The following is a 26,201-nucleotide window of genomic DNA, read 5'->3' as shown; positions in this document are numbered from 1 at the left end:
AGGAGGAGAAACGAATGTCACAACAATACGTAGCGGCCATTCCCACGGTTTGGTATTGGCTTTGGGCGGTGCCCATCGGGTTGGGCCTGATTTTTACTTGGCGTTATCAACGGGATAAGTGCCGGTTAAGTAACGGGTTATGGTTCTCGGCGACCCTGTATAGTTTTTTAGCGGTGTTAGCCATGACGATTTTGGGAACGGAAAACCGGATTTTGATTATTGTCAGCGTGGGACTATTCGTGATATTTCTGATGGCGGTTGGCTTGGCCTTCCTATTGCAAGCCTTCCTACTCTTGTGGAATGCATGGTTGGTCTGGCGACGGGAGCAGCACACCCTGGCCAACATGTTGACGCTATGGTTGGGGTTAGCCATCCTACTACTGCCTTGGGTCAATCAGGTGGCGGGGCGGTTTTTACCAGCGTTGGTTGATGAGTTTCTGGTGGTTCTGGTTAATTTGGGAATCTTTTACGTGGCGTTTTGGTTCTACAATTACCTGACCATGTTGGTGGTGTACCAATTTAATCACCCGCGGTGGCGGCAAGACTTTATCATTGTCTTGGGGGCCGGGCTCTTAGACGGCGATCAGGTGTCACCATTGTTGCAGCAACGAATTGATCGGGGCTTGGTCTTTTACCGAAAGCAACAGGCGAAGACAGGACACCCGGTTAAAATGATTTTTTCGGGGGGCCAGGGTGCCGACGAAACGGTCCCGGAAGGCCAAGCCATGCTGGCCTATGCGTTGACTCAGGGGTTACCCGCTACGGCGGGCGTTGCGGAGAAACGGTCAACCAGCACGTTTGAGAACTTAAAATTTAGTCAGGCCATCATTCAGGCGAGTGGAATAGCTCGGCCACGAGTGATCTTTGTTACTAATAATTATCATACCTTTCGGGCGGGGATGATTGCCCGGCAGGTAGGACTAGCGGCCGACGGAATTGGCTCACGTACGGCGGGTTTCTTCTTACCAAACGCGGTTCTGCGCGAATACATCGCCATTTTCGTGCGTAACCGCAAGTGGCACGCGTTGGCGTTGGTGCTGATGGTGATCTTAAGCGGGTTACTCGTTTGGTTACCAACTTTAGGGGCTTAGATAGTTCACTGAGCCTACCCGACAAATTAATTGTGTCTGATCAGGGTTACTGCTAGGATAGAAGAATCCAGAAGACGAGACCACTCTACCATCCGCGGGGGAGTGGTCTTTTTGTGTGGCTATGTATGAGTCCACAAAAAAACACTCAAATCAATTGATTTGAGTGTTTTTATTAAGGAGAGTACAGGATTTGAACCTGCGCGCCGGTATTAGCCGGTTCGCCGGATTTCGAGTCCGGTGCATTACCACTCTGCCAACTCTCCATTACTTAATCTATTCTACCAATAATGAATATAAATGCAAGGCCTGTTTGAAAATTAAATCGATCCTTGGGCCAACGCGTGGGGATCAAACGAATTAATCCACAGCGGATCCGCTTCAAATAAAGCCAGCGGTGTGATGCTGGTCGCATCTAATTTAACGGCTAAAAGTTGTTTGTCCTGCTGAACCACTGTATTAATTTCCCAATTAACCCATTCGGACTGCCAGGTTTCACGACTAATCACCACTAAAACGCCCTGAGTGGCTTTAATTTCACGGCGAAGTTGTCGTTTAACGGGGCGTGCCTGCCGGCTATCAAAAGCTACTGCCGGTTGTTGGTCGTGAAAACTGAGTGCGGGAAAATCCCAGCTAGCCGCCGACCAATCACTTAGTTGCACACGAAAAGAATGGGCTAACGGGTCAGTTTCCTGATAATTCACAATTATTTTGCTCACCGGATGGTCGTCCCTTCGTCTCGTTTAATTATAGTTTAGTATACGCGCTTAATAAGTCAATCGTGTAACACCCGCGTATTTTTCTTATTAAGATAATACGCTTAAGCTAATTTAAAGAGATTACCCCGAAGCGTCGTGAATTTGATACACTAAATCTAAGAAAGCTGGTGTTCCAACATGCGGTTACTACTCATCATTTTGGCGCTGGTCGCCCTAGGGATTGCCCTGTATAGTTACTGGTTATCACGCCGAGAACCTTAATAGTTATTTCTTAATAAAAATAGAGTTTCTCTGAGAATGATTTCCCAAAGAAACTCTATTTTCACTAGGTTACATGGTCCCACTGTATTTCCAGCCATTCTTGACGTGCTTGTAGAAAACCGTCTTATTACCGTGTTTGATGGTCATCCAGACCTTTAATTGGTTGGTCTTGGTGCCGTGGGGTAAGACGGCTTTACCGGAGTACGGTGTCGTTTGGGACGTCACGGTCGTGGCATCGAGCTTAGAGGAGTTGTACGGGTAAAGGGTGCTGTAGGACCGCCAATATTCCTCCGTGGCGACTTTCTTTTGGTATTTGACCGCAAAAGCCGTTTCGTGGTCCGCGTTGACGCCGGTCTTCTTGACCTTTACGGGCGTTAAACTATTTTTGATTTTAAAAGCAACCGTCTTGCTGGGCTTGTTGAGGGCCTGGTTTAATTTATAAAAAGAATAATTCCACTGACGGTTAGTCAGGTATCCCGTCCGGTAGCTCTTGGTAAAGCCGGCGTACTTGGCTACGCGGTAGTTCGCTTTGTGCACCTTGGCCGCGGACGCTTGTTGTGGTGCCGCGAAAACCAGACCGGCCGACAGCGTCGCTAAGGCCACCGTCAACAATTTAGATGATGTCATGAAGATTCCCCCCGTTAAAATGTCAGCTTTTTAGGTCGTCGGGTGTGGACCTCCGGAATTAAAACCGGAATAATTAGCTCCATTAAACCATGGGATCGGCGAAAATTAAAGGGGCGCGCATCCAAAAGCTGGTGGATTTAGCCGACGATTTTTGCGAATTTGGCTTTCAGGGATGGGAGTCAATTGGGGCCACTGAGCCACTTCAGGCCAACTAGCTTGATTATTAAACTATTGGGCGAGGATGCGGTAAACTAATTCTAAATCTAGTCTTGATGGAGGCGTTTATGGAACTAAAAGAGCTTTATTCACCAACGTTTATTCAACGTTTGGGAGCCGCGGTTCAACGGGAGTTTCCTGCGGTTCATCCCGACCAGCTACTGAGCGACTGTTTGGCTGGTGACTGGTCAGAACTAAAATTGATGGAACGGCGGGAGCGCATTGTGACCAGTCTGCACCGGCAATTGCCGGCTGATTTTGAACAGGCCGCCCCGATTTTGCGGGCGATTGCGCCGCAATTTACGGGCTTAGCGGCCGTTTGTTTGCCACATTATGTGGCCCGGTACGGACTAGCTCATTGGTCGACGGCGATGTCTTTGTTGGAAGAATTGATTCGTTACTCCAGCAGTGAATTCGCCATCCGACCGTTTCTGGTGCGCTACCCCCAGGCCACCGAGGCGCAGATGCTCCGCTGGGCCCATGACCGGGATGCGGCGGTGCGGCGGCTCGCCAGTGAGGGGCTACGACCGCGGTTGCCGTGGGGGAGTCGGTTGGCCCAGTACGTGACCGATCCCACGCCAATCTGGCCCGTTTTGCGGGTGCTCATGACCGACGAAAGTGAGTACGTGCAAAAGTCCGTGGCGAATAACCTTAACGATATCAGTAAGGATCATCCGCAGGCCGTCATCGACTGGGCACAGACCTACTGGGATCGAACCCCGCAGACGACTTGGATCCTGACCCGGGGGTTACGCACCCTGTTTAAGCAGGGAAATCCCACCGCCTTAGCCCTGCAAGGGTATGCGCTGACGGCCGCTGATCACCTGACGGCCTGTTCGTTGACGCCGGTCCATCAGGCCGCTGGTTTAGGAACGGCGACGACGCTACAATATGCGGTGACGGCGGACACCGAACAGCCACTTTCCGTCTACCTGGGGTACCGGGTCCACTACGTGCGTCAGCGGCAAGCCCCGACCACGAAAGACTTCTATCTTAAACGAACAACGATTCAGCCCGGAGAAACGGTATGGGGCCAGTTGACCCGCCCGTGGCGCCAGTTAACCACTCGGAAACTCTATTCGGGGGATCACGTGATCGAGTTGCTCGTCAATACCCGGGTGGTGGCGACCGCACACGTGCAATTGGCGGTGGGCGATTCGAATTAAGCCAGTTCGTTAGTTGGGACTGAGGAACCGGTACCGGTGGTCGCAACCTGGCCGACTTAATTAGATATTTCGGGAACGTTTCCGCACGTTTTCGGTAGCGGTTCCATCCACGGTGTAATTAACGTTAGCGGGGGAATATTTTTTGCCGGGGCCGTCTTTTTAGATTGAAATTATGATAAACTTACCAAGGAGTTTATAAACCAACGAAAAAATTAGGGATGTGGGTAACTGTGAGTGGGTTTATTGGTGAGTTTTTTGGAACGTTGATTTTAATTGCTTTGGGAACGGGGTCATGCGCCAGCGTGAACCTGAAAAAGACCTACGGGACCGGTAGCGATTGGACCTTTATCTCGTTAGCCTGGGGGTTAGCCGTCACCATGGGGGTTTACGTCGCTGGGAGCTTGGGGTCGGATGGTCATTTGAATCCGGCCGTGACCATCGGGTTTGCCGCGTTTGGTTTCTTCCCGTGGGACCAAGTGTTGCCGTACTTATTAGGACAGTTTCTGGGGGCCTTCGTGGGTGCGGCCTTGGTCATCATCCAATTCCGACCGCACTTCCAGGCGACTTCGGCGAAAAACGGGAATTCCGTGGGGATTTTCGCGACCCGACCGGCGATTGCCAATCCAGTGTTTAATTTTCTGTCCGAAACCATCGCCACTTGGGCGTTTATCTTCATCCTGCTTAATCTGGGAGACTTTACCCAGGGGATGAAACCCTTCATCGTGGGGACCTTGATCGCCGTGATTGGGATGGGGTTAGGGACCACCACCGGCTTTGCGATTAACCCGGCCCGAGACTGGGGTCCCCGGTTGGCTTACACCATCTTGCCGGTCCCGAATCGGGGGAGCGCCGAATGGGCGTACGCCTGGGTACCGATGTGTGGCCCATTAGTGGGTGGCTTGTTGGCCGCTGGGTTACAGGCCTTATTGAAATAATGTCATCATTAAAAAACGTCTCGTTACCGAAACTTTACGGTGACGAGACGTTTTCTACATATTGTCGGATTAAAGTTGATTGTAGGCGGTGACTTCGGCGTGAAATCCGGCGGCGTTATCGGCCGTTTGCAGGGTCAGGGTGGTGACGCTACCGTTGCCCGGGAAGACGGTCAGCGGGTCAAATTGGGCCCCAAAACGGAGCACCAGGGACCGAATATAGGTCCCGTGGGTGACAACGAGGAGTCGTTGCCCATCTTGGTTTTGGTCCAGTAACGTGCGCAGTCCCCGGTTGACCCGGGTTTCAAACGTCTGGCCGTCTTCGGAAAGGTGCAACGGATCGGCGGCGTGCATTGCGTCACGGGCTTGGGAAAAAGATCCGTGGGCAATAATTTCGGCCTGGGTCTTAAAGCCCAGCGGCTTCGCGGCCGTCAACCAAGAAGCGGTATTATCGGCCCCTTCAAACGAGCCGAAGTAGACTTCGCGCACGTCTTTCAGTTGGGTGGGTTCCGCCTGGCTATACTGGTTGGGTACGATTACGTGGTGGGCGGTATCGATGGCCCGTTTGAGATCGGACGAATAGTAATGATCGTAGTGTACGGTTTTTAGCCGCTGGCCGGTTTCATCGGCCGTTTGCAGTCCCGCGGCACTCAACGGGGAATCGGACCAGCCTTGTAAGCGGTCGAGAATGTTAAAGAGCGTTTGGCCGTGGCGTACCAGGTCAACGGTAAGTGTTTTCATGTAAAAATTCCTCCTCAGCGATTGTGGTTACTCATAGTATACCGGTCGCCCGGTTATTTTTGAATGGGGCTGGCCAGTAAACCGCTCTAAATCGTGCTAATTCGGTCATTAAATTAGGAATGTAACTTTTTTTCAGTTTTTAGGCTTGAAAAGTGTAAAACTTTTTCATATAATAATGTTTGTTTGATAAAGGCATTAGGACTTTTCACCAAGGAAGGGAATTTAACAATGAAAATTGGATTAGTTGGATTAGGGAAAATGGGGTTAAACTTAGCCCAAAACATGATGGATCACGACCAAGAAGTTGTTGGATTTGACTTAAACCAAGACTTCGTCGACCAAGCTGCCAAGCTGGGTGCCGAAGCCGCAACGTCTTTGGAAGACCTGTTGAGCAAGTTACCATCACCTAAGATCGTTTGGTTGATGTTGCCAGCCGGCAAGCCAACTGAAAGCACGATCGCCACGTTAACGGATACCTTAGCCAAGGGTGACTACATCGTTGACGGGGGGAACTCCTTCTGGAAGAACTCCGTGGAAGACGCCGAAAAGGCCGAAGCCAAGGGCATCAACTTCTTCGACTGTGGGACTTCCGGTGGCCAATCCGGTGCCCGGCACGATGGAAACTTCATGATCGGTGGGACTTCTCAAGAAGCTTTCGATGCCGCTTTGAAGCCCGTCTTTGAAGGAATCGCTCAAGAAAACGGGTACCTTTACACGGGTGCCGCTGGTTCCGGTCACTACCTGAAGATGGTCCACAACGGGATCGAATACGGGATGATGGAAGCCATCGGTGAAGGATTCGACGTGCTGGAACACAGCCAATTCAACTACGACAACGAAGCCGTTGCCCGTCTGTGGAACTCTGGTTCCGTTGTGCGGTCATGGCTCATGGAACTGGCTCAAGAAGCCTTCTCCAAGGATGCAAAGTTGGATGACATCCGGGGGACGATGCACAGTTCTGGTGAAGGTAAGTGGACTTTACAAGAATCTCTGGACCAACAAGTGCCAACGCCAGTTATCGCCCTTTCCTTGATGATGCGTTACCGTTCGATGGAAGACGACACCTTTACGGGGAAAGTCGTTTCCGCCTTACGGAACGGTTTTGGGGGCCACGCGGTCGACAAGGCCTAACGCGACAAGTGTTTAAACTAAATTCGTTTAATTAAAAACGCGCTTAACGGGTAATTAACCGTTGAGCGCGTTTTCGTATGGTATGCTGAGTATAACTTGAAAGCGAAGGGGATTAAAGCAATGTTAACTTACCAGGTCACACCGGAGATTGCCTTGGCCATGCCGCGGCCCGTAAAGGACGCACCGGCGTTGTTCGCGCTGATTGACCAGGATCGAGAAACTTTAGGCCGGTACTTACCCTGGGTGGCGACTACCCACACGGTCGCCGATGAGACGGCCTTTTTACGGGTAGTCAATCAGCATCTAGGGCAGGGGACGTCCCTGAATTTGGTGGTGTGGTTGCCGCAGCAACCGGTGGGCATGATCAGCTGTAACCGGTTTGATTCCGCGAACCACAGTACCGATATTGGGTACTGGTTGGGGGCATCCTTTCGGGGACAGGGCATCATGACTCAGGCGGTTCGGGGGATGTGCGACTTGGCGTTTCGAGACTATGACCTGAATAAGGTTATCATTCGCGCGGCCGTGGATAATTTAGCCAGTAACGCGGTCGCCCGGCGTGCCGGTTTTCAACCCGAGGGCCGGTTACGCCAAAATGAGCGCTTAGCCGACGGGTATCACGACGACTACCAGTACGGGTTACTGCGTGAGGAGTGGCGCTTAGGCTAGAGAGATTTGGCGTAAATCAAGTCGGTTTGTGGGTCGCTCCCTAACGTGAAGGTGTGTTGACCGATTTGGTGAAACCCGAGCTGGTGGTAGAAGCCCTGAGCGTTGAGGTTATGTTCCCACACCCCAAGCCAAATTTGGGTTTTGCGTTGGCGTTGAGCCTGGTCGAGGGCAATCTGAAAGAGGTGGCGGCCTAGTCCTTGTTTTTGGAAGGCTGGCCGCAGGTAGATGCGCTCAATCTCTAGGGCGTGCGGCCCCATGGCCTCCGTTTGGGCAGCGTCCGTGTTAAGTTTTAAGTAGCCGGCCACGATTTGATCCTTCAAGATAAAGTAGAAGGACGACGCGGGATTTTCCAGCTCCTGGGTTAGTTGGGTCGCCGCGTAGGCCGTGTCGAGGTAGGTCGCTAAGTCGGCGGGCGTATTTTGAGCGCCAAACGTGGCGGTGAAGGTTTCGCGGCTCACGGCTTGAAGGGCTGATAAATCGGATAGGGTGCAAGGCTTAATTTGAACGGTCATTAATTAATAGGCTCCTTTGTGGTTAATAGTGGCGGGTTTGACCCCGTTGAACGGCTTCCCAGTCGGTCGCCACGTTCTGGCGAGCACGTTGGAGGAGTTGCCCCAATTGGGCTTGTTCGGCGGGGGTTAACCCCTGGAGGGCCACTTGAGTGGAATAGGTATTTTCGGCAATGACGCGCGCGTAAACGGGCTGCGCCTGCGGGGTGGCGAAGAGGTGGCGGATTTTGCGGTTGGTGGCATCGAGGCGTTTTTCGACCAAGCCTTGGTCCACCAATTTTTGAACGGCCCGGATCACCGTGGAGCGTTCGACCATGATGAGTTTCCCTAGATCTTCCTGGATGATTCCGGGATGTTCGGTAATTCGAACCAGGTACAGGTACTGCCCCTTAGTGAGCTGATAGGGCTTGAACTCTACGTTACTGATGGCGTCTAAGGCGCGGGCAATCATCCCAATTTCACGTAACACGTCGGGCATGGGCCACACTTCCTTTCGGGAAATAAATCTAGTCTACCATCTTTTTGATGTAATTACATCAAAAATAATTGAAAAAATAACCGTCCAGTTGATTGGACGGTTCGGAAACGATAGGGAACTTAAGCGGGATTTCCCATGATCATCCAAAGAATCAGGTAGGCGATGAGTCCCGGAAAGGCGGGGGTGATGGCGAGTAAGACGAAGATGACCCGGGCTAACGTGGGATTCCAGCCCCAGTGTTCAGCTAACCCACCAATCACACCGGCGAAAACGCGGTTGTTAAGGGAACGGTGAATATTTTTCATAATCGATTACTCCTTTTAGTGAGTTTAGGATTGAAAGTCGACCTTGTTGAAGAAGTCAACGTGAATGTCGTCATCCGTGATTTCTAACTTGGTGATACTACCGTTGATGGTTGCCACTCCTAAGTCAAGGTCGGGCGCGTAACGGTCAACAATGGAGCGAATCGTCATGCCGTGGGAGACCACCAGCACCTCGTCGCCGTCCTTAGAGTTGGCCCGGAGCTTGTCGAAGCCGCGGTCTAAGCGCTTCCAAAACATGTCGTTATTTTCGGCTTCACCGTACAGATCCGCCTGGTGAATTAGGTCACGGGCTTTTTCGAGGCCGTAGGTGCCCAGTACTGCAGATTCGGAGGTTAACTTGACCTGGGCGCCGACGAACTGCCACATTTGATTCAGGTCGTTGCCTTCGAAGTAGCCGTGACACTGTTCCCGAAACTCGGGATATTGGTAGCTCACGATGTTCATGTTCGCCGGATTTTGCCGGAGGGCAATGCTGGCCGTTTCAATGGCCCGTCCGGAGTCACTACTATACGCGGCAACGAACGGAATGTTCTTTAACTGTTCCCCGGCTCGTTTGGCGTCGGCGCGGCCCTTGGCGGTCAATGGTGAGTCGATCCACCCCTGAACCTTATTGTAGTGGTTCAACATGGTTTGTCCGTGACGCACAAAATAAGCAGTAATTTTTTTCATAATGTGAGACCCCTCTTCATCGACATAGTTACAGGTTAAGTATAGCAACTCACCTAACAGAACGCGAAGGTTTTGACGGCTGAAATCCTCAGGTAAGTCGTTTTACGAGGATAAAATAACCAGCCTAGGGGGTAAACATGTTATGGTAAACATAAAGCTAGGAGATGAGCGTATGGACTTAACACCATATCGGTATGACGGAAAGCAAACGATGGACTTGACGCAGTGGCCAACGCAAGAGATTGCGGCTAACGCGGATGCCACTCGTGAAAGTGACTTGGTAACGTTGCAAAAATTGCAGCGGCGCTTATTTGCACAGAAGGAAAACGGGGTTGTGGTGATCTTACAGGGGATGGACACCGCCGGTAAGGACGGCCTGATTCGCCACGTTTTTAGTGGATTAAATCCGTCGGGGACTCGCGTGGAGAGCTTTAAACAGCCCACGTCGGTCGACCTGCAACACGATTTCTTGTGGCGGATCAACCAGGCACTACCGGCCAGAGGAGAAATTGCCATCTTTAACCGCTCACAGTATGAAGACGTGTTGATTAGCCGGGTGCACCCCGAGATCTTAGTGGGCCAACACTTACCAAACGTCCATTCGACGGCCGACGTGACCGCTAAGTTCTTTAATCACCGATACCACGACCTGCGCCACTACGAACAATACCTGCGCCACCAGGGAATTGTCACCTACAAGTTCTTTTTACACCTATCCTATGACGAACAGACGACGCGTCTGGCTAAGCGCCTGGCGTTACCCGAGAAAAACTGGAAGTTTGATCCCAGCGACCTCAAGGAACGGCGATACTGGGATAAGTATCAGGCGGCCTACACCCAAATGTTAAGTCACACGGCGACCGAAAAGAATCCTTGGTACATGATCCCGGCTGATAACAAGCCCACAGCGCGGTTATTAGTTGCCACGATTTTGGCAAATAACCTAGCGGAACTTGATCCCCAATATCCCGAGGTCACAGCTGCGCAACATCAAAAACTGCAAGAGGTCTTAAAGCAGTTGGAGGCGGGTAAACTTTAACTAGATTGTAGATAACAAAAAGGAATTTAAACGCAAATTCAGCCGTTATTTGTCCGGCAAATTGGTCCCTACAATTACGGGAAAACTTGCCGAGAATCCCCGAAAAATGGTAAAGTTAATGCCAGTAATTCATGGTTTTCAAGGAGGATAAGGAACATGACCGTAACGGTGGGAATTGATCGACTGGGGTTCTACACCCCCCAACTGTATTTAGATATGACGGCACTGGCGTTGGCGCGCGGAGAAGATCCCGCCAAGTACCATGTCGGCATTGGTCAGGACAAGCAAGCGGTGATTCCACCGACCCAAGATGTGGTCACCATGGCGGCCAACGCGGCCACTCAAATTCTCACGCCCGCCGATTTAGCGGACGTCAAGATGGTGTTGTTCGGGACCGAATCGGGAATTGACAATTCGAAGGCGACGGCGGTTTATCTCGCCCACCTGTTAGGCTTGGCGCCCGATACCCGGGCCGTTGAGCTGAAACAGGCTTGTTACGGGGCTACGGCCGGCCTCCAGCTGGCTGCCGACTACGTTCGGGCCCGTCCCACGGCCAAGGTCCTCGTGATTGGGGCCGACATTGCCCGTTACGGGTTACGAACGGCTGGTGAGGTTACGCAAGGCGGTGGGGCCGTGGCGATGTTAATCACGGCGAACCCGCAAATCTTGGCCTTAGATACGATTAGCACCTACCATACGGCTGACGTAATGGATTTTTGGCGACCATTGGACCGGACCGAGGCCTTAGTAGACGGGAAATACTCGACCAACGTGTACTTAGACTTCTTTAAGACAACTTGGGCGGACTACCAACAACAAACGGGCCGGACGATTGCCGACTTTGCGGCAATGGTGTTCCATTTACCGTTTACCAAGATGGGCCGCAAGGGCTTGCGTCAGGTGCTCCCGGAAGCCACTCCCGCTCACCAACAGGAACTAACCGCGGCCTTTGAGGCCAGTCAGTTGGATAACCGCAACGTGGGAAACCTGTACACCGGATCGCTGTACTTAAGTCTCCTATCCTTGTTACGTCACGGTGCGTTACGGGCGGGGGACCGGCTGGGGTGCTTTAGCTACGGTTCGGGTGCGGAAGGCGAGTTCTACAGCGGGACGGTTCAGCCGCACTATCGCCGCGGGTTTGATGACGCGGCCTTAACGGCGTTACTCACCAACAGGCGGGCCGTTAGTGTGGCGGAATACGAAAGCATTTTCCAACAACAGCTCCCGAATGACGGGCGTGACGTTCGGTTACCGGTGGGGACCGAGACGGCACCGTTTTATCTGGCCGGACGGCAACGTCAGCAACGGCAGTACCGCCAGCGCTAGGAAGATTGTTTGGGACTTCGGGCGTCGACGGGACGTAAACAACCAGTTATAAGAAGATTAATATAAAATTCCGGACAATCGGTAAAAATATATCGCTAAAAGTTAACTTTTTCGCTATAATGAACGTACTTAAGAGAAAACGAGGAGATTAACGTGACGAATATCTATTTAGCAGGACCCTTTTTTGATGATGAACAGTTAGAACGGATCGGCCGGGCCGAACAGGCCTTAGCCGCCAACCCCCAAGTGGGGCACGTTTTTAGTCCCCGGTCACACGAAGTCCGTGACTTCGAAATGGGAACGCCAGCTTGGTGTGCCAAAACTTTCAAGATGGACACCGACCAAATTGATGCGGCTGACGTGGTGGTCGCGTTAGCCGATTATGTGGATGATCAGGTTGATTCCGGCACCGCCTTTGAGATTGGGTACGCCTATCACAGCCATACGCCGGTGATCCTGGTTCACGAAAAGGACAACATCGTGAACTTGATGCTGGCCGAGAGCTTACAGGCTTACCTGACCCAGGCCGATGAGCTGCGCACTTACGATTTTGCTAAGTTACCGGCTAATCGATACGAGGGCGAAGTCATTTAAATCCAAATTAAAAAGCATTTTCCGTTTACGCGGAAAATGCTTTTTAATTACTGATTTAGTGCACGTCGTCGCGGAACAGGCCCACGACCTTACCTAAAATGGTGACCTGATTTAAGATAATCGGGGCCATGGTGTCGTTTTCTGGTTGGAGTCGATAATGGTCGGCTTCCTTGAAGAATCGCTTGCACGTGGCTTCGTTTTCCTCGGTCATGGCAATCACCACGTCACCGTTGTCGGCGTTTTGTTGCCGCCGAACGATGACCTGGTCGCCATTTAGGATGCCGATATTAATCATACTCTCACCGCGAATAGTCAGCATGAAGAGCTGATCTTCACTACTCTCAAACTCTGGGGGAACCGGGAAGTAGTCCGTAGCTTCCTGGACGGCCAGGATGGGTTCACCCGCCGTGACAGTTCCCAAAACGGGAATCTGGGTTTGTTGTTCGTGCACGCCGAGTTCTTCTAAGCCGGCTGCCGTGACTTCTAGCGCCCGGGGTTTGGTCGGGTCCTTGGTCAGTAAGCCCTTTTTTTCCAGGCGGGCGATGTGGCCGTGAACCGTCGAGGTTGAAGACAGTGAAACGGCTTCCCCAATTTCCCGAACAGTTGGTGGGTAGCCCTTTTCGTTAACCCGTTCCCAGATGAAGCGTAGAACGGCAATTTGTTTACTCTCAGAAGCTTTGGTCATAATATTGCCACCTCGTTCGTCATTCGTAGTATAGTTTAACCCAATTCTAGCATAGGTAGCGAACGTTTTCAAACGGATGTTCGGGTAAATGAGTTGAATTCTGAAATTAACCCTGATATGATTAGGTGTGTTTTAAACTCACGCGATGCATAAATTTAAAAATCAATTAAAGGAGTGTCAGCAGGTTATGGCAGAAACCACGATGGATACGTTACTGGTGCGGATTAACGAATTGGCACACAAGGCCAAAGAATCGGAATTAACGGCCGCCGAAAAAGCGGAACGGGCCGATTTACGGCAACAATACCTCAAGCTTTTCCGGGAAAGCTTCAAGAGTCAGGTCGAAATGATGCAGGTTTACGATAAAAACGGCAAAGAAGTGACCCCCGAAAAGGTGCGGCAGGTGCAACGCGGCAAGGGCTTACGTCATGATTAGGTCCGGGGAGTGAGTCTTTTTGAGATTCACTCTTTTATTTTGGGTTAAGTTTGTGTAAAATTGTCTAATGAATGCTTTTGTAAGGGAGGGAAACGTCTTGTCAACTGGAATTTGGATCCTCATCGTGATCGTCGTCGGAATTGCCTGCGCTGTAGGGGGCTTCTTCGGTGCACGTAAATACATGGAAAACTACCTGAGAGACAATCCGCCTATTAATGAAGATCAATTACGAGCCATGATGTTACAGATGGGGCAAAAGCCATCACAACGGAAGCTTCATCAAATGATGAACGCCATGCAACAACAATCCCGTAATACCAAGAAATAACTTCGTTAACGGAAGACTCGTCGCCGATAGTTGGTGACGAGTCTTTTTGATTGCTTTTTTAGGGGAGTTCGCTAGACTAGTTAGGTCTGCTATAATGAGTTTCTAATCATATTTTAATTTAAGGAGGGATACTGGGTGAGTATCTTTAAAAAATTGGCTTGGTATTTCCGACTCGAGTGGCAACGCTATTTGGTGGGGGTAATCGGGTTATTACTGACCGCCATCATTGCCATCGTGCCGCCCCGGATTATCGGCAACATGGTCGATAGTATTCACGGGCGCACCATGACCGGTTCGCTACTGGCCATCGACTTAGCGGTAGTCGCCGGGGCCGCGGTCGCCCAATACCTGACGCGTTACATGTGGCGTAACGCCATTTGGGGCGGGGCCGCGCGGCTCGAACAGCTGCTACGCGACCGGTTGTTTCAACACTTTATGGGGATGGATCGTACCTTCTATCAACGTTACCGGACCGGGGACCTCATGGCTCACGCGACTAACGACTTGGAAGCCGTTCAGCGGGTCGCCGGCGGGGGCATCCTGCAGTTTGCCGACGCCATCATTACCGGGGGGACCACGCTGATTGCCATGATGGCCCTGATTAATTGGCGGTTGACGTTATTGGCCGTGATCCCGTTCCCATTTCTAGCGGGGATATCCTGGTTCTTGGGGCAAAAAATTCACCGGGCGTTTGGCAAGTCCCAGGCCGCCTTTTCACGGCTGAACAATAAGGCCCAGGAAAGTATCAGTGGGATCAAGGTCATCAAGGCGTTGGGTCAGGACCAAGAAGATGTGGCCGACTATAATCGCCAGATCGACCAGACCATTCGGATTAACCGCCACGTTAATCACTTGGATTCGCTGTTTGATCCGGGGATTACCTTGATTATTTCTGTGTCGTACGTGGCGACTATCGTCTTAGGGGGAACCTTTGTCATGCAGGGAACCATTACGATTGGTAACCTGGTTTCTTTCATTAGTTATCTAGCCATGATGGTTTGGCCGATGTTTGCCGTGGGGATGCTCTTTAATACCATGGAACGGGGGAATGCCAGTTACGACCGGGTCATGGAACTGTTAAACCAACAAAGTAAGGTCATTGATAAAACGGACGGGCTCACGACGCGGCCACAGGGTGAATTGAGTTACCACGTCACGCAGTTTAACTATCCCGACGACGAGCAAACCAGTTTGCACGACATCAACTTTGACCTGGCTGCGGGGCACACCCTCGGAATCGTCGGCCGGGTCGGCGCCGGTAAATCGTCGATCATGAAATTAATTTTACGCGAGTTTGACGACTACCAAGGGGAAATTAAGTTTGGCGGACGGCCGATTAAGGATTACGCGTTAGACAGCTATCTGCCGGCCATTGGTTACGTCCCGCAGGAAAGCTTTCTGTTCTCCGATAGTATTCTGGAAAATATTCGGTTTGCCCGTCCGCAAGCGACGCAGAATCAAGTGGAAGACGCGGCTCAAAAGAGTGATCTGGCCCATCAAATTGCTCAGTTACCGGCCGGTTACGCAACGCAGGTCGGGGAAGACGGCATTTCGCTGTCCGGGGGCCAACGCCAACGGTTAGCGATTGCCCGGGCGTTATTGATCAAGCCGGAGTTGCTGATTTTAGATGACGCGTTGTCCGCGGTCGACGCGGAGACCGAAACCGAAATCTTGGCTAACCTGCGGCAAGAACGGGCCAACAAGACCACCATTATTGCGGCGCACCGGCTGAGTTCGGTCATGAACGCCGACGAAATCATCGTGATGGATCATGGTCAGATCATCGAGCGCGGCGACCACGCGAGCCTGATGGCGACCCACGGCTGGTATTACCGGATGTTTACGCAACAGCAATTAGAAACCCGCGTCAAGGGAGGCGAGCAGAATGGTCGCGAATAAAACAACGGAATCGGTGTGGGCCCACAGCATGTCCACTAAGGAACAACTTACGGTCATTAAACGGCTGATCAAGTTTGCCGCGCCCTATAAATGGTTCTTTATCGGGTCGATTCTTTTCTCGGCACTGATCAGTGGCATCAACGTCTTCTTACCGTGGCTCCTACAACTGTACATGGACCATTACCTTCGCCGCGGGTCGGCAACGCTGACCATTATGTGGTTGTTCGCCGGGCTTTACTTGTTCGGCATGGTGGTGAAGGCCCTCACTCAGTACTGGCAAAACTATACCAGTACCATGGGAGCCGAGTACATGTTGGAAGGCGTGCGGCGACACCTGTTTGCCGAGCTCCACGGCAAGGGCATGCGTTATTTTGACCAGACGCCGGGGGGCTCGATCCTGTCACGGCTAATGAACGACACCATGACCTTCTCAAACTTTTGGGCGTTGTTTAACACGCTGATTTTTGCCGTGTTTGCGGTGATCACCTCGATCATTGCCATGGTCCTGACCGACTGGACGGTCGCGTTAGCCACGCTGATTCTGGTGCCCTTTTTACTTTTTATCATTTGGTATTATCAAAAGTTTAGTTCCCGGGTCTACCGCCGCATGCGTGAACGACTGAGTGAGCTGAACACGAAATTAAGCGAAGCGATTACCGGGATCAGTGTAATTCAGGAATTCCGGCAAGAAAAACGGATGGCCACACGGTTTGAAAAGACTAACGAGGCTTATTACGGGACGCGGCGGGCCATGATTCGAACCAACTCGTTACTGTTGAGTCCCATGATTAACCTGTTATACGCCTTAGGCACGGTAATTGTGCTGGGCCTATTCGGTTTGCGGGGGATGCATGAGGTGGTGGCCGCCGGGGTCGTGTACGCCTTTATTACCTACCTGAATAACTTCTACAGTCCGATGAGTCAGATGATGGATAGTCTCAGTGACTTTCAAAATGGGATGGTTGCCGGTTCGCGGGTCTTACGGATCCTCGATGATCGAACCCTGGCGCCGCAACAGCATCCCGTCACCGGCGCGCAGATTACGCAGGGAAAGGTTGAATTTCGCCACGTGACGTTTGGGTACGACCCGCAACATCCGGTTTTAAAGGACGTGTCCTTCGTGGCCGAACCGGGACAGACCGTGGCGTTGGTCGGGGAGACCGGGTCCGGGAAGACCTCGACGATTAACGTGTTGATGCGCTTCTACGAATTCCAAAGTGGTCAGGTCTTAATCGACGGTCGCGACATTCGCGAGTATCCGGCCGCGGAATTGCGGGCCAAACTGGGACTCGTCCTGCAGGAGCCGCAACTCTTCTACGGGGATATTCAGAGTAATATTCGGATGTTTAATCCCGCCATTACCGACGAACAGGTTCACCAAGCGGCCCAATTCGTGCAGGCCGACGAGTTTATCGACCGTTTGCCGCAAGGGTACGCGACACCGGTCTTGGAGCGGGGGACCGAATACTCGGCCGGTCAACGACAATTGATTACTTTTGCTCGCACCGTGGTGACCGATCCGAAAATTTTAATTCTGGATGAAGCCACGGCCAACGTGGATACTCAGACGGAAACCATGATTCAGACCGGGTTATCCCGGTTACGGGCAAACCGGACCACGGTCGCCATTGCCCACCGGTTATCGACGATTCAAAACGCCGACTTGATCCTGGTGCTTCATCAGGGGCACATTGTCGAGCGGGGGACCAACGACGAACTGATGCAACAACAGGGGTACTACTACGACATGATTCAACTCCAAAATGCCGCTCACGCTTAGACAAAAAACAGCCAACCGGGACCTGGTCTCGGTTGGCTGTTTAACGTATCCTTACTTTTTTTCGAGTTTCTGTTCGGCCTTTTCCTCGGTCCGCTCGAGCTTCTCGACCTTGGCGGCGTGCTTTTCACCCGTAACGTCCACGTAATGGAAGGTCGGATCGATCTCGCGGTCCAGTTGGTCGAAGGCTTGTTGCATTTGTTGTTCGACCTGAGCTAAACCAGCCTCGTCGAGTTTTAACTTACGATCAACGGTGATCGGTTGCCCGTAAGCCACGGTGACTCGTTTGCGGGTAAGCAATTGCTTGAAAGTTAGCGGTCCTTGATAGACCGTGGGAATCAGGGGCACCTTGGCCATTTTAGCGATCACGGCCGCGCCACCCTTAAGTTCGGCGGAGTGGCGACTGCCGGACGGAAAGATGATGAGTGACAGGTCGCCCTGCCGAAGGATTCGGACCGGTGTTTTGATGACCGAAGGCCCCGGATGATCACGATTTACCGGAAAAGCATTGGCATGATTTAAAATCCATCGTAAAATTGGGTTTTGGAACAATTCTTCTTTGGCCATAAAACTAAATTTCCGCGGACTGGCTCCCAACGCAAAGTAGATGGGGTCAAACCAGGTCCGGTGTGGTCCAACTAAGATATAGGGACCGTCCGGTAAGTCTTTGCGGTGTAGATACCGCGCGTGCCCGTTGATCAGGGCCAACAGGACGCGGATAAGCCCGCGTAAAAACGAATAGAACATGGGTGACGCACTCCTCTCACAGTGAAACTCTATCTGTCTAGTATGCAAAAAAAGTCGGGGGGTTGCAAGCAATCTCCCCGTAATTTGAAAGGATGGGATGCCGGAATGGGGCAACCACAGTTACGTCCGGGCGAACGAATCGACCAACTTTACAGTCAAGATATTCAAATCATTCAAAGTCCCGAGGTCTTTGCTTTTTCGTTAGACGCCGTGTTGCTGGCGGCTTTCGCCAAGCTACCGGCCAAGGCCAAAAGTCTAACGGTGGATTTGTGTGCCGGTAACGGGGCCGTGGGCTTATTTATGAGTTCGAAGACCAACGGCCAGATTGCCGAGGTGGAGTTACAACCGCGACTGGCCGACATGGCGCGGCGCAGTGTGGCGTTGAACCAGTTGGACGCCCAAATGACGGTCTATCAGGGCGACCTGGCCGACGTGACCCAGTGGCTGCCTAAGGACTCGGCCGACGTGGTCACTTGCAATCCGCCGTACTTTGCGGATCTACCGGATAGTCAGAAGAATCCGAATCGTTATTTGGCGATTGCCCGCCACGAGATTACCACGACCCTGGCGACCGTGGTGGCCACCACCAGTGGGTTGCTCAAAATGAACGGGAAGGCCTACTTCGTGCACCGGCCCGATCGGTTGTTGGAACTCTTGCAGGTGATGCAGGCAAACCGCTTAGCACCCAAACGAATTCGGTTAGTTTATCCCAAGCCGGGCAAGGAAGCCAACATGGTTTTGGTGGAAGCCATTAAGGATGGCAAACCGGGCGGCCAGCGGTTCTTAGCGCCGCTCACGGTGTACGATGCCACCGGCCAGTATACCGCGGAAGTGGGGCGGCTCTTGTATGGCTAAGACCTATTACTTTTACGTGTTACTCTGCGCGGATAATTCGTTGTACGGTGGGTTTACCACCGACGTGGCCCGCCGGTTTGCGACCCACCTGGCGGGTAAAGGAGCGAAGTACACCCGCACGCACCATCCCGTCCGGGTGCTGTATCAGGAGGCCTTCACGACTAAGCACGACGCTTTACACGCCGAATGGGTCTTTAAACACCAATCGCGGCAAAAGAAGCTGCAATTTCTGGCGGGTCAGGGAGTTACGCTTACTCGCTGAACTTTCCGAAAGCGTTCTCGAGAAGATTTAAAACGTTTCATGATAAGATGAAGACGTAGCTTAATGATGTAACCAAGCAACGACTTAAGGAGGAATCGACCGTGAAGATTATTGCCTATGGAATCCGAGACGATGAACGACCGTACTTAGAACAATGGTCGCAAGCTCAAGGAATTGACGTGAAGGCCGTGAGCGAGCTGTTAGACGAAACGACGGTAGACTTAGCCAAAGGGTACGATGGTGCAGTCGTTTACCAGCAAAAGCCGTATACGGCAGCCGTGCTGGACCAGTTAGCCGCCAACGGCATCACGAACCTGTCGTTACGTAATGTGGGGGTCGATAACGTCGACGCTGCTGCCGTGAAACGCAACGGGTTTAAGGTCACCAACGTGCCTGCCTATTCCCCCGCAGCCATTGCCGAGTTTACGGTGACCGAACTGATGCGGTTACTGCGGCGGACCCCGACCTTTGACCGCAAACAAGCGCAGGGAGATCTCCGGTGGGCCCCAGACATCGCTGACGAGTTGAATTCGATGACCGTCGGGATCGTGGCGACCGGACGGATTGGCCGGGCGGCGTTGAAAATCTACCAAGGCTTCGGGGCGAAGGTCATCGCCTACGACGTCTTCCACAATCCGGAATTGGAAAAGCAGGGACTCTACGTGGACACTTTGGATGAACTTTACGCTCAGGCCGATGTCATTTCGCTGCACGCACCTGCCACGAAGGATAATCACAACATGTTAAACGATGCCGCTTTCGCTAAGATGAAGGACGGCGTGTGGATCGTTAACCCGGCCCGGGGCGCTTTAGTGGACACCGACGCGTTGATTCGGGCCCTAGACAGCGGCAAGGTTGCGGGGGCGGCGTTGGACGTTTACGAAAACGAAGTGGGCATCTTCAACACCGACTTTGGCAGTTTCGACGCCATTCCGGATGAACGACTGAAGAACTTGATGCGCAGAGACAACGTGTTGGTCAGCCCACACATTGCCTTTTACACCAAGACGGCCGTCAAGAACATGGTCCAATACGCGTTAAATAACAATAAGCAGTTAATTGAAACGGGACGGGCGGACAACGAAGTTCAGTTCTAACCGCCATCCAAAAAAACACCATCGCCAGGATGACCTGGGGATGGTGTTTTTTGGATGGCCACTTAAGGTTGCATGACGCCGCTTAAAGCGAGCAAGAGATTCTGCAACTCGGTGGGATCCTCGACGGTTTGGTCGGGGGTCCAATCACCATCGGGCATTTCAAAGTTGCGATGGTTAAACCAAAAGGCTTGCCAGCCGGCTTTCTTCGCCGCCCGAATGTCGAGACTGTAGCAGTCACCGACGTACACGGTTTCACTAGCCCGGAGATTCAACCGTCGATTCATCATGGTAAAAATCTGCGGGTCGGGTTTGGCGACGCCGGCTTCTTCGGACGTCAGGATGGTATCCCGCTCAATCCAGCGGTGCATTTGTAACCGCATGACCTTGGCTAACTGATAATCCGTTTTACCGTTGGTAATGATGCCCAATTGGTACTGATCTTTAAGTTGATCGAGGGCCGTAGCCAGGCCGGGAAAAAGTTTGATGTCCTGGAGTCCTTGGACGTAAGCCTCCTGAAAGGCGAGGGCGGCTTCCGGGGTCACCGGGGGCAGGTCCTGGGCGTGTAAAGCGGTGTTTAGCCGCGTTACTGTCCAATCTTCTACCGTACGACGACTCATAAATTGCTTAGCCAGTTGACCGCTTTGGCGCCGGTAAGCTTGGAACGTTCGGGTCAGATCAAAGCTGGTTGGCACCTGAATAATCGGCGCTAAGGCCGCCACGAACGGCGCCTTTTGGTCATAGAGCGTGTCATCAACATCGAAGACGACCGCTTTTATCATGTGCATGTCCTCCTGTCTAAGTTCCCTAGCAGTTTATCATACCTCCGGTGAATTGCCAATTTTTTCTAAAGTTTTTGCGGTTTTAGCTTGTGTTTGGCAGAGAGCTTTTGTATAATAACTGTCGGTGCGTATGCGCCAATTCACACCTTGCGTGATGGTTGCGGGGGTGCTCGTGAAGAGTTCCGCGACCACTTGAGCGCAGGGGAGGAAATCAAAAACTATTTGGAGGCATTTTATCATGGCTGTTATTTCAATGAAACAACTGCTCGAAGCCGGTGTCCACTTTGGTCACCAAACGCGTCGTTGGAACCCAAAGATGAAGCAATACATCTTTACGGAACGGAACGGTATCTACATCATCGACTTGCAAAAGACGGTGAAGTTGATTGACGCTGCTTACAACTACATGAAGGACGAAGCATCTAAGGGTGCCGTTGTTCTGTTTGTTGGGACTAAGAAGCAAGCTCAAGATTCCATCGAAGAAGAAGCTACCCGTGCGGGTCAATTCTACGTTAACCACCGTTGGTTAGGTGGGACCTTGACTAACTGGGAAACGATCCAAACGCGGATCAAGCGTCTGAAGAGCTTGAAGAAGATGGCAACTGACGGGACGTTTGACGTCTTACCTAAGAAGGAAGTTTCCTTGTTGAAGAAGTCTCAAGACAAGTTGGAACGGTTCTTAGGCGGGATCGAAGACATGCCTAAATTGCCTGACGTTATGTTCATCGTTGACCCACGGAAGGAACAAATCGCGGTTCACGAAGCACAAAAGTTGAACATCCCGATCGTTGCCATGGTTGATACCAACACCGATCCAGATGACATCGACGTTGTGATTCCTTCTAACGATGATGCTATCCGGGCCGTTCGCCTGATCACTTCCAAGATGGCTGATGCCATTGTTGAAGGTCGTCAAGGGGAAGACCAAGTTGACGAAAAGACTTTCGAAGGTAAGAAGGACGCTGCTGCCAAGGATGGCCAAGCTAAGTCTGACAACTCGATGGAAGACATCGTTAACGCCGTTGAAGGCGACAACAAGTAATTAAATGCAAGGTTCCCCGTTCGGGAACTTTCCAAATACACGCTTTAAAGCACCTTAGGCTGGCTTAATAAGGACCGTTAATGGCCTGAGATTAGGTCAGCCTTTTTTAGGCGCAAACGTTATTGATTATAAAAGGAGGCCATTACACATGGCAAGCAAGATTACTGCGGCACAAGTTAAAGAATTACGTGACAAGACCCAAGTTGGAATGATGGACGCCAAGAAGGCATTAGTTGCTTCCGAGGGTGACATGGACAAGGCCATTGATTTCTTACGCGAAAAGGGAATCGCTAAGGCCAAGAAGAAGAGTGGCAACGTGGCGGCTAACGGTTTAGCTAAGGTCGTTGTGAACGGCAACGACGCTGCGATCATCGAAGTGAACTCCGAAACCGACTTCGTGGCGACCAACGACACGTTCAACGGGTTAGTGGATGCGATTGGCGACACGATTGCTAAGCAAGAACCTGCTGACTTAGCTGCTGCTTTGGCCTTAAAGACGGCCAACGGCGAAACCATCCAAGAAGCCATCATCAAGACGACGCAAGTGACCAGCGAAAACGTTCAATTACGGCGTTTTGCTGTGGTTAAGAAGACCGACAACCAAGTCTTTGGCGCTTACTTACACCAAGGTGGCCAAATCGCCGCTGTGGTGGTCTTAGACGGTGCGGATGAAGCTACGGCTAAGGACGTTGCGATGCACGTTGCGGCGATCAACCCAGAATTCGTTTCCAAGGACGACATTCCAGCTGACCGTTTAGCTCACGAACGAGAAGTTCTGAAGCAAGAAGCCTTGAACGAAGGAAAGCCTGAAAAGATCGTCGAAAAGATGGTTGAAGGCCGTTTGCACAAGTTCTTGTCCGAAATCAGCTTAGCTGACCAACCATTCGTTAAGGATGGCGACCAAACGGTGAGCCAATTTGTTGCCGGTAAGGGTGGCAAGTTAGTGACCTTTGTGCGTTACGAAGTTGGCGAAGGCATCGAAAAGCCAACGGTTGACCTGGCCAAGGAAGTTCAAGACCAAATCAACGGTTAATTTTAATCAAAAGCGTAGCCACAGCTCGTGGTCTACGCTTTTCTTATGAGCAGATTTAAGGAACAGGGTGATTTCGTGGGCCCTGACTATCACTAATTCGGGGAATATGATAGAATTGTTCTCAGAATACAATAGGAGGAAACGCAATGGCGGACGTAAAGTATCAGCGAATCATGTTAAAGCTCAGCGGTGAGGCTCTCGCCGGGGATAAGGGATTTGGAATCAATCCTCCCGTCATTAAGACGGTGGCCCAAGAAATCCGGGACGTTTACAACTTAGGCGTTCAAATTGCCATCGTGGTCGGTGGCGGTAATATGTGGCGGGGAGTCGCTGGCTCTCAGATGGGAATGGAACGCGCCCAGGCCGACTACATCGGCATGTTAGCGACCATCATGAATGCTTTAGCGCTACAAGATAACCTGGAATCTATCGGGGTCCCAACGCGAGTTCAAACGTCGATTGAGATGCGGCAAATCGCTGAACCCTATATTCGGCGGAAAGCCATTCGGCATTTGGAAAAAGAACGTGTCGTGATCTTTGCCGGTGGGACGGGAAGTCCGTACTTCTCCACGGATACCACGGCAGCCTTGCGGGCGGCCGAAATCAACGCGGATGCCATTTTAATGGCTAAGAACGGCGTTGACGGAATCTATTCCGCAGACCCGAAGAAGGATCCCAATGCGGTGAAATTCGATCAATTAACGCAATTGGACATCATCAACAAGGGGCTGCACGTGATGGATACCACGGCAAGCTCATTCTCCATGGACAATGATATCCCAGTCGTGGTCTTTAACCTCAATAAGAGTGGCAACATTCGTAAGGTGGTTGAAGGTGCCAACATTGGGACGACAGTTTACAGTAAGGGGTAAGACAGATGGCAGATCAAATAATTACCACGGCAGCAAGCAAAATGAAAAAAGCAGAAGACGCCTTAAAGCGTGAATTGGGAACGATTCGGGCCGGCCGGGCCAACGCTAGTATTTTGACCCGGGTTATGGTGGACTACTACGGTCAACCAACGCCCCTCAACCAGGTGGCGTCGATTACGATTCCCGAACCACGAGTCTTAATGGTGACGCCCTTTGACAAGTCGGCGTTAGACGACGTTGAAAAGGGGATTCTGGAATCCGACGTCGGCATTACACCAGCCAACGACGGGACCGCGCTTCGGTTAGTGGTTCCCCAATTGACCGAGGAACGCCGCAAGGAAATCGCTAAGCAAGTTAAGGCGACGGCCGAAGAAGGCAAGGTGGCGGTGCGTAACGTTCGCCGCGAAGCCATGGATGGCCTGAAGAAGGGCCACAAGGCGGGCGATTACACCGACGACCAACTGCATAACCTAGAAGACCAAGTCCAAAAGGAAACGGACAAGGCCATCAAGGGTGTGGACGCCATTACGGCGGACAAGGAAAAGGAAGTCTTGACGGACTAAGCATTAAGTAAGGAGTGTTGAATGATGGCAGAAGATAACCAACAAGATGACGTTGAAATTACCCCGGGTTCTAAGGAATTTGGGAAGATGGTTTTCCGGTTAAACAACCCGGTCAACGCAGAAAACGTTTCAGTTCTAAACTATAATGGGGCAGAATTGGAACAGATTCAAGACGGCGTTTACGCCCAGCCGGCTTTCGTTAGTGATGATTTTAACCTGTTCTTCATTGTGACGCAGTTGATTGGCGACGATTGGATTGTGGCTTTCTCGAAGGCTAAAATTGAAAACGACAACGAAATTACCGACTTATCTGACCCAATTCCTACGGGGGAAGGCCTGAACATGCTCGGGCAAGTCAGCGCGGATGACGCGAACCACCTGCTGAGCTATTTTGGCACGTTGGTCGATGCGAAACGCGGTGAATGGCGGTTAATCGAGTAGTCGACTAAAAGCTAAAGTTTTCGCTCAATTTGGGGGCTGGGATAGTATCCCAGCCCTTTTTTTGTTAAGATGAGAGGTTGTAAGAAGAGCAATGGAGGTGCACTGTGTTTTCATTTTTAAATAAGGATCAACAGACCGGTGAAGTGGCCGAATTACAACTCGACGAGCAAAACATTCCCGCCCACATCGCCATCATCATGGATGGTAATGGTCGCTGGGCACAACAACGGCACTTACCGCGCATTGCGGGACATAAGCAAGGGATGAATACGGTCAAAACGGTTGCTAAGGCGGCCAGTCACTTGGGCGTTAAGGTGTTAACCCTCTACGCATTTTCGACCGAAAACTGGAAACGACCCACGGCGGAAGTCAACTACTTGATGAAGTTACCCGTCGACTTTTTCGGAACGTTCGTGCCCGATTTAGTTAAAAATAACATTCGGGTGAAGGTCATGGGGTACACGGATCAACTCCCGGCGGCGACCCAAAAGGCCGTGCACGATGCCATTGAAGATACCAAGGACTGTACTGGCATGGTATTGAACTTTGCGTTGAACTACGGGGGCAGAGCCGAAATCGTGACGGCTGTGCAATCCCTTGCTCAGCAGGTTCAGGCGGGCCAACTGGATCCTACGGCCATTGATGAGGCCCGGCTGGGGCAACAGCTCATGACCAGTGACTTAGGCGACCTACAGGACCCGGACCTGTTGATTCGGACCAGTGGTGAAGAACGCTTATCGAACTTCATGCTATGGCAGGTGGCCTACAGTGAGTTTGTCTTTATGGACTTGCACTGGCCCGACTTCGATCAAACCACCTTGGAACAAGCCATCTATCAATATCAACAACGGCACCGTCGTTTCGGCGGGCTGACCAATTAAATCTTTTGTGATTGAG

Annotated in this window: 31 protein-coding genes and 1 tRNA gene; 21 read left to right on the top strand and 11 right to left on the bottom strand. The window is 51.7% G+C overall.

Features of this window, described 5'->3' with window-relative positions; translation table 11 throughout:
• The first annotated feature begins 14 nt into the window (after positions 1 to 14).
• Positions 15 to 1,091, top strand: a complete 1,077-nt coding sequence (locus tag FD25_RS10440) for a YdcF family protein (RefSeq protein ID WP_057803983.1) — start codon at positions 15 to 17, stop codon at positions 1,089 to 1,091.
• Between the two features lie 175 nt (positions 1,092 to 1,266).
• Here FD25_RS10440 and FD25_RS10435 read toward each other — a convergent pair.
• From FD25_RS10435 to FD25_RS10425, 3 genes are all read right to left on the bottom strand, one after another.
• A tRNA-Ser gene (locus FD25_RS10435) sits at positions 1,267 to 1,354 on the bottom strand.
• Between the two features lie 54 nt (positions 1,355 to 1,408).
• Positions 1,409 to 1,750 (bottom strand): TIR domain-containing protein, encoded by a 342-nt coding sequence (locus FD25_RS10430; RefSeq protein ID WP_225428507.1) that lies wholly within the window; start codon positions 1,748 to 1,750, stop codon positions 1,409 to 1,411.
• A gap of 387 nt (positions 1,751 to 2,137) precedes the next feature.
• Positions 2,138 to 2,695, bottom strand: coding sequence for a hypothetical protein (locus FD25_RS10425; RefSeq protein WP_057803979.1), 558 nt, complete (start codon positions 2,693 to 2,695; stop codon positions 2,138 to 2,140).
• 284 nt (positions 2,696 to 2,979) lie between these two features.
• Here FD25_RS10425 and FD25_RS10420 point away from each other — a divergent pair, with 284 nt between their 5' ends.
• Together FD25_RS10420 and FD25_RS10415 are read left to right on the top strand one after the other, a co-directional pair.
• Positions 2,980 to 4,077 carry a DNA alkylation repair protein gene (locus FD25_RS10420; RefSeq protein ID WP_057803977.1) on the top strand — a complete coding sequence of 366 codons (1,098 nt, stop codon included), beginning with the start codon at positions 2,980 to 2,982 and terminating at the stop codon, positions 4,075 to 4,077.
• A 230-nt stretch (positions 4,078 to 4,307) separates the two neighbouring features.
• On the top strand, positions 4,308 to 5,012 hold the full coding sequence (locus FD25_RS10415; RefSeq protein WP_057804333.1) for an MIP/aquaporin family protein: 705 nt from the start codon (positions 4,308 to 4,310) through the stop codon (positions 5,010 to 5,012).
• Positions 5,013 to 5,081: 69 nt separating this feature from the next.
• Here the strand turns inward: FD25_RS10415 and FD25_RS10410 are convergent, their stop codons facing one another.
• Entirely contained in the window at positions 5,082 to 5,750 is a 669-nt protein-coding gene (locus FD25_RS10410; RefSeq protein WP_057803974.1) for a histidine phosphatase family protein, read from the bottom strand.
• 228 nt (positions 5,751 to 5,978) lie between these two features.
• On the opposite strand from FD25_RS10410, the gene gnd reads away from it, so the two are divergent.
• Positions 5,979 to 6,881 (top strand): phosphogluconate dehydrogenase (NAD(+)-dependent, decarboxylating), encoded by a 903-nt coding sequence (gene gnd / locus FD25_RS10405; RefSeq protein ID WP_057803972.1) that lies wholly within the window; start codon positions 5,979 to 5,981, stop codon positions 6,879 to 6,881.
• Between the two features lie 120 nt (positions 6,882 to 7,001).
• Complete coding sequence (locus FD25_RS10400; RefSeq protein WP_057803970.1) at positions 7,002 to 7,550, top strand: GNAT family N-acetyltransferase; 549 nt, start codon at positions 7,002 to 7,004, stop codon at positions 7,548 to 7,550.
• On the opposite strand, the gene FD25_RS10395 is transcribed toward FD25_RS10400, so the two are convergent.
• The 4 genes from FD25_RS10395 to FD25_RS10380 form a co-directional block, all read right to left on the bottom strand.
• Positions 7,547 to 8,062, bottom strand: coding sequence for a GNAT family N-acetyltransferase (locus tag FD25_RS10395; RefSeq protein ID WP_057803968.1), 516 nt, complete (start codon positions 8,060 to 8,062; stop codon positions 7,547 to 7,549). The two genes, FD25_RS10400 and FD25_RS10395, sit on opposite strands and share 4 nt — an antisense overlap.
• A 22-nt stretch (positions 8,063 to 8,084) precedes the next feature.
• Positions 8,085 to 8,537 (bottom strand): MarR family winged helix-turn-helix transcriptional regulator, encoded by a 453-nt coding sequence (locus FD25_RS10390; protein ID WP_057803966.1) that lies wholly within the window; start codon positions 8,535 to 8,537, stop codon positions 8,085 to 8,087.
• A gap of 119 nt (positions 8,538 to 8,656) precedes the next feature.
• Entirely contained in the window at positions 8,657 to 8,842 is a 186-nt protein-coding gene (locus FD25_RS10385) for a PspC domain-containing protein (protein WP_057803964.1), read from the bottom strand.
• Positions 8,843 to 8,866: 24 nt separating this feature from the next.
• On the bottom strand, positions 8,867 to 9,529 hold the full coding sequence (locus FD25_RS10380; RefSeq protein ID WP_057803961.1) for a histidine phosphatase family protein: 663 nt from the start codon (positions 9,527 to 9,529) through the stop codon (positions 8,867 to 8,869).
• Between the two features lie 172 nt (positions 9,530 to 9,701).
• Here FD25_RS10380 and FD25_RS10375 point away from each other — a divergent pair, with 172 nt between their 5' ends.
• From FD25_RS10375 to FD25_RS10365, 3 genes are all read left to right on the top strand, one after another.
• Complete coding sequence (locus FD25_RS10375) at positions 9,702 to 10,568, top strand: PPK2 family polyphosphate kinase (protein ID WP_057803958.1); 867 nt, start codon at positions 9,702 to 9,704, stop codon at positions 10,566 to 10,568.
• Between the two features lie 156 nt (positions 10,569 to 10,724).
• Entirely contained in the window at positions 10,725 to 11,894 is a 1,170-nt protein-coding gene (locus FD25_RS10370) for a hydroxymethylglutaryl-CoA synthase (protein WP_057803956.1), read from the top strand.
• Positions 11,895 to 12,047: 153 nt separating this feature from the next.
• Positions 12,048 to 12,488, top strand: a complete 441-nt coding sequence (locus FD25_RS10365) for a nucleoside 2-deoxyribosyltransferase (RefSeq protein ID WP_057803954.1) — start codon at positions 12,048 to 12,050, stop codon at positions 12,486 to 12,488.
• 55 nt (positions 12,489 to 12,543) lie between these two features.
• Here FD25_RS10365 and lexA read toward each other — a convergent pair whose 3' ends face one another.
• Positions 12,544 to 13,173: a transcriptional repressor LexA gene (gene lexA / locus FD25_RS10360; RefSeq protein WP_057803952.1), complete on the bottom strand. Its 630-nt coding sequence runs from the start codon at positions 13,171 to 13,173 to the stop codon at positions 12,544 to 12,546.
• Between the two features lie 187 nt (positions 13,174 to 13,360).
• Here lexA and FD25_RS10355 point away from each other — a divergent pair, with 187 nt between their 5' ends.
• From FD25_RS10355 to FD25_RS10340, 4 genes are all read left to right on the top strand, one after another.
• The gene (locus FD25_RS10355; RefSeq protein WP_057803950.1) at positions 13,361 to 13,609 is read left to right on the top strand and encodes a DUF896 domain-containing protein; all 249 of its coding nucleotides are present in this window, start codon (positions 13,361 to 13,363) and stop codon (positions 13,607 to 13,609) included.
• A gap of 97 nt (positions 13,610 to 13,706) precedes the next feature.
• Positions 13,707 to 13,937, top strand: a complete 231-nt coding sequence (locus FD25_RS10350) for a YneF family protein (RefSeq protein WP_057730691.1) — start codon at positions 13,707 to 13,709, stop codon at positions 13,935 to 13,937.
• Between the two features lie 135 nt (positions 13,938 to 14,072).
• On the top strand, positions 14,073 to 15,836 hold the full coding sequence (locus FD25_RS10345) for an ABC transporter ATP-binding protein (protein WP_057803948.1): 1,764 nt from the start codon (positions 14,073 to 14,075) through the stop codon (positions 15,834 to 15,836).
• Positions 15,823 to 17,616 carry an ABC transporter ATP-binding protein gene (locus FD25_RS10340; RefSeq protein ID WP_057803946.1) on the top strand — a complete coding sequence of 598 codons (1,794 nt, stop codon included), beginning with the start codon at positions 15,823 to 15,825 and terminating at the stop codon, positions 17,614 to 17,616. The genes FD25_RS10345 and FD25_RS10340 overlap by 14 nt, the downstream gene beginning before the upstream one ends.
• Positions 17,617 to 17,667: 51 nt before the next feature.
• Here FD25_RS10340 and FD25_RS10335 read toward each other — a convergent pair whose 3' ends face one another.
• Positions 17,668 to 18,360, bottom strand: a complete 693-nt coding sequence (locus tag FD25_RS10335) for a lysophospholipid acyltransferase family protein (protein ID WP_057803943.1) — start codon at positions 18,358 to 18,360, stop codon at positions 17,668 to 17,670.
• Positions 18,361 to 18,465: 105 nt separating this feature from the next.
• On the opposite strand from FD25_RS10335, the gene FD25_RS10330 reads away from it, so the two are divergent.
• The 3 genes from FD25_RS10330 to FD25_RS10320 all read left to right on the top strand — a co-directional run bounded on the left by FD25_RS10330 (position 18,466) and on the right by FD25_RS10320 (position 20,574).
• On the top strand, positions 18,466 to 19,215 hold the full coding sequence (locus FD25_RS10330) for a tRNA1(Val) (adenine(37)-N6)-methyltransferase (protein WP_057803941.1): 750 nt from the start codon (positions 18,466 to 18,468) through the stop codon (positions 19,213 to 19,215).
• Positions 19,208 to 19,477 (top strand): GIY-YIG nuclease family protein, encoded by a 270-nt coding sequence (locus FD25_RS10325; protein ID WP_057803939.1) that lies wholly within the window; start codon positions 19,208 to 19,210, stop codon positions 19,475 to 19,477. The genes FD25_RS10330 and FD25_RS10325 overlap by 8 nt, the downstream gene beginning before the upstream one ends.
• A 101-nt stretch (positions 19,478 to 19,578) precedes the next feature.
• Positions 19,579 to 20,574, top strand: coding sequence for a D-2-hydroxyacid dehydrogenase (locus tag FD25_RS10320; protein WP_057803937.1), 996 nt, complete (start codon positions 19,579 to 19,581; stop codon positions 20,572 to 20,574).
• A gap of 62 nt (positions 20,575 to 20,636) precedes the next feature.
• Here the strand turns inward: FD25_RS10320 and FD25_RS10315 are convergent, their stop codons facing one another.
• Positions 20,637 to 21,353, bottom strand: coding sequence for an HAD family hydrolase (locus FD25_RS10315; RefSeq protein ID WP_057803935.1), 717 nt, complete (start codon positions 21,351 to 21,353; stop codon positions 20,637 to 20,639).
• A 238-nt stretch (positions 21,354 to 21,591) separates the two neighbouring features.
• On the opposite strand from FD25_RS10315, the gene rpsB reads away from it, so the two are divergent.
• From rpsB to FD25_RS10285, 6 genes are all read left to right on the top strand, one after another.
• The gene (gene rpsB, locus FD25_RS10310) at positions 21,592 to 22,395 is read left to right on the top strand and encodes a 30S ribosomal protein S2 (RefSeq protein ID WP_057803933.1); all 804 of its coding nucleotides are present in this window, start codon (positions 21,592 to 21,594) and stop codon (positions 22,393 to 22,395) included.
• 148 nt (positions 22,396 to 22,543) lie between these two features.
• Positions 22,544 to 23,428 (top strand): translation elongation factor Ts, encoded by an 885-nt coding sequence (tsf, locus tag FD25_RS10305; protein ID WP_057803931.1) that lies wholly within the window; start codon positions 22,544 to 22,546, stop codon positions 23,426 to 23,428.
• Between the two features lie 146 nt (positions 23,429 to 23,574).
• Entirely contained in the window at positions 23,575 to 24,300 is a 726-nt protein-coding gene (gene pyrH, locus FD25_RS10300) for a UMP kinase (RefSeq protein ID WP_057730709.1), read from the top strand.
• Between the two features lie 5 nt (positions 24,301 to 24,305).
• Positions 24,306 to 24,863: a ribosome recycling factor gene (gene frr, locus FD25_RS10295; RefSeq protein ID WP_057803929.1), complete on the top strand. Its 558-nt coding sequence runs from the start codon at positions 24,306 to 24,308 to the stop codon at positions 24,861 to 24,863.
• 24 nt (positions 24,864 to 24,887) lie between these two features.
• Complete coding sequence (locus tag FD25_RS10290) at positions 24,888 to 25,304, top strand: hypothetical protein (protein ID WP_057803927.1); 417 nt, start codon at positions 24,888 to 24,890, stop codon at positions 25,302 to 25,304.
• A gap of 104 nt (positions 25,305 to 25,408) precedes the next feature.
• Positions 25,409 to 26,185 (top strand): isoprenyl transferase, encoded by a 777-nt coding sequence (locus FD25_RS10285; RefSeq protein WP_057803925.1) that lies wholly within the window; start codon positions 25,409 to 25,411, stop codon positions 26,183 to 26,185.
• The last annotated feature ends 16 nt before the right edge of the window (positions 26,186 to 26,201 follow it).

It is taken from the genome of Levilactobacillus acidifarinae DSM 19394 = JCM 15949, from assembly GCF_001434835.1.
GTDB lineage: Bacteria > Bacillota > Bacilli > Lactobacillales > Lactobacillaceae > Levilactobacillus > Levilactobacillus acidifarinae.
The sequence above is the reverse complement of the archived record's forward strand: the minus strand, read 5'-3'. Positions and strand labels throughout refer to the sequence as shown.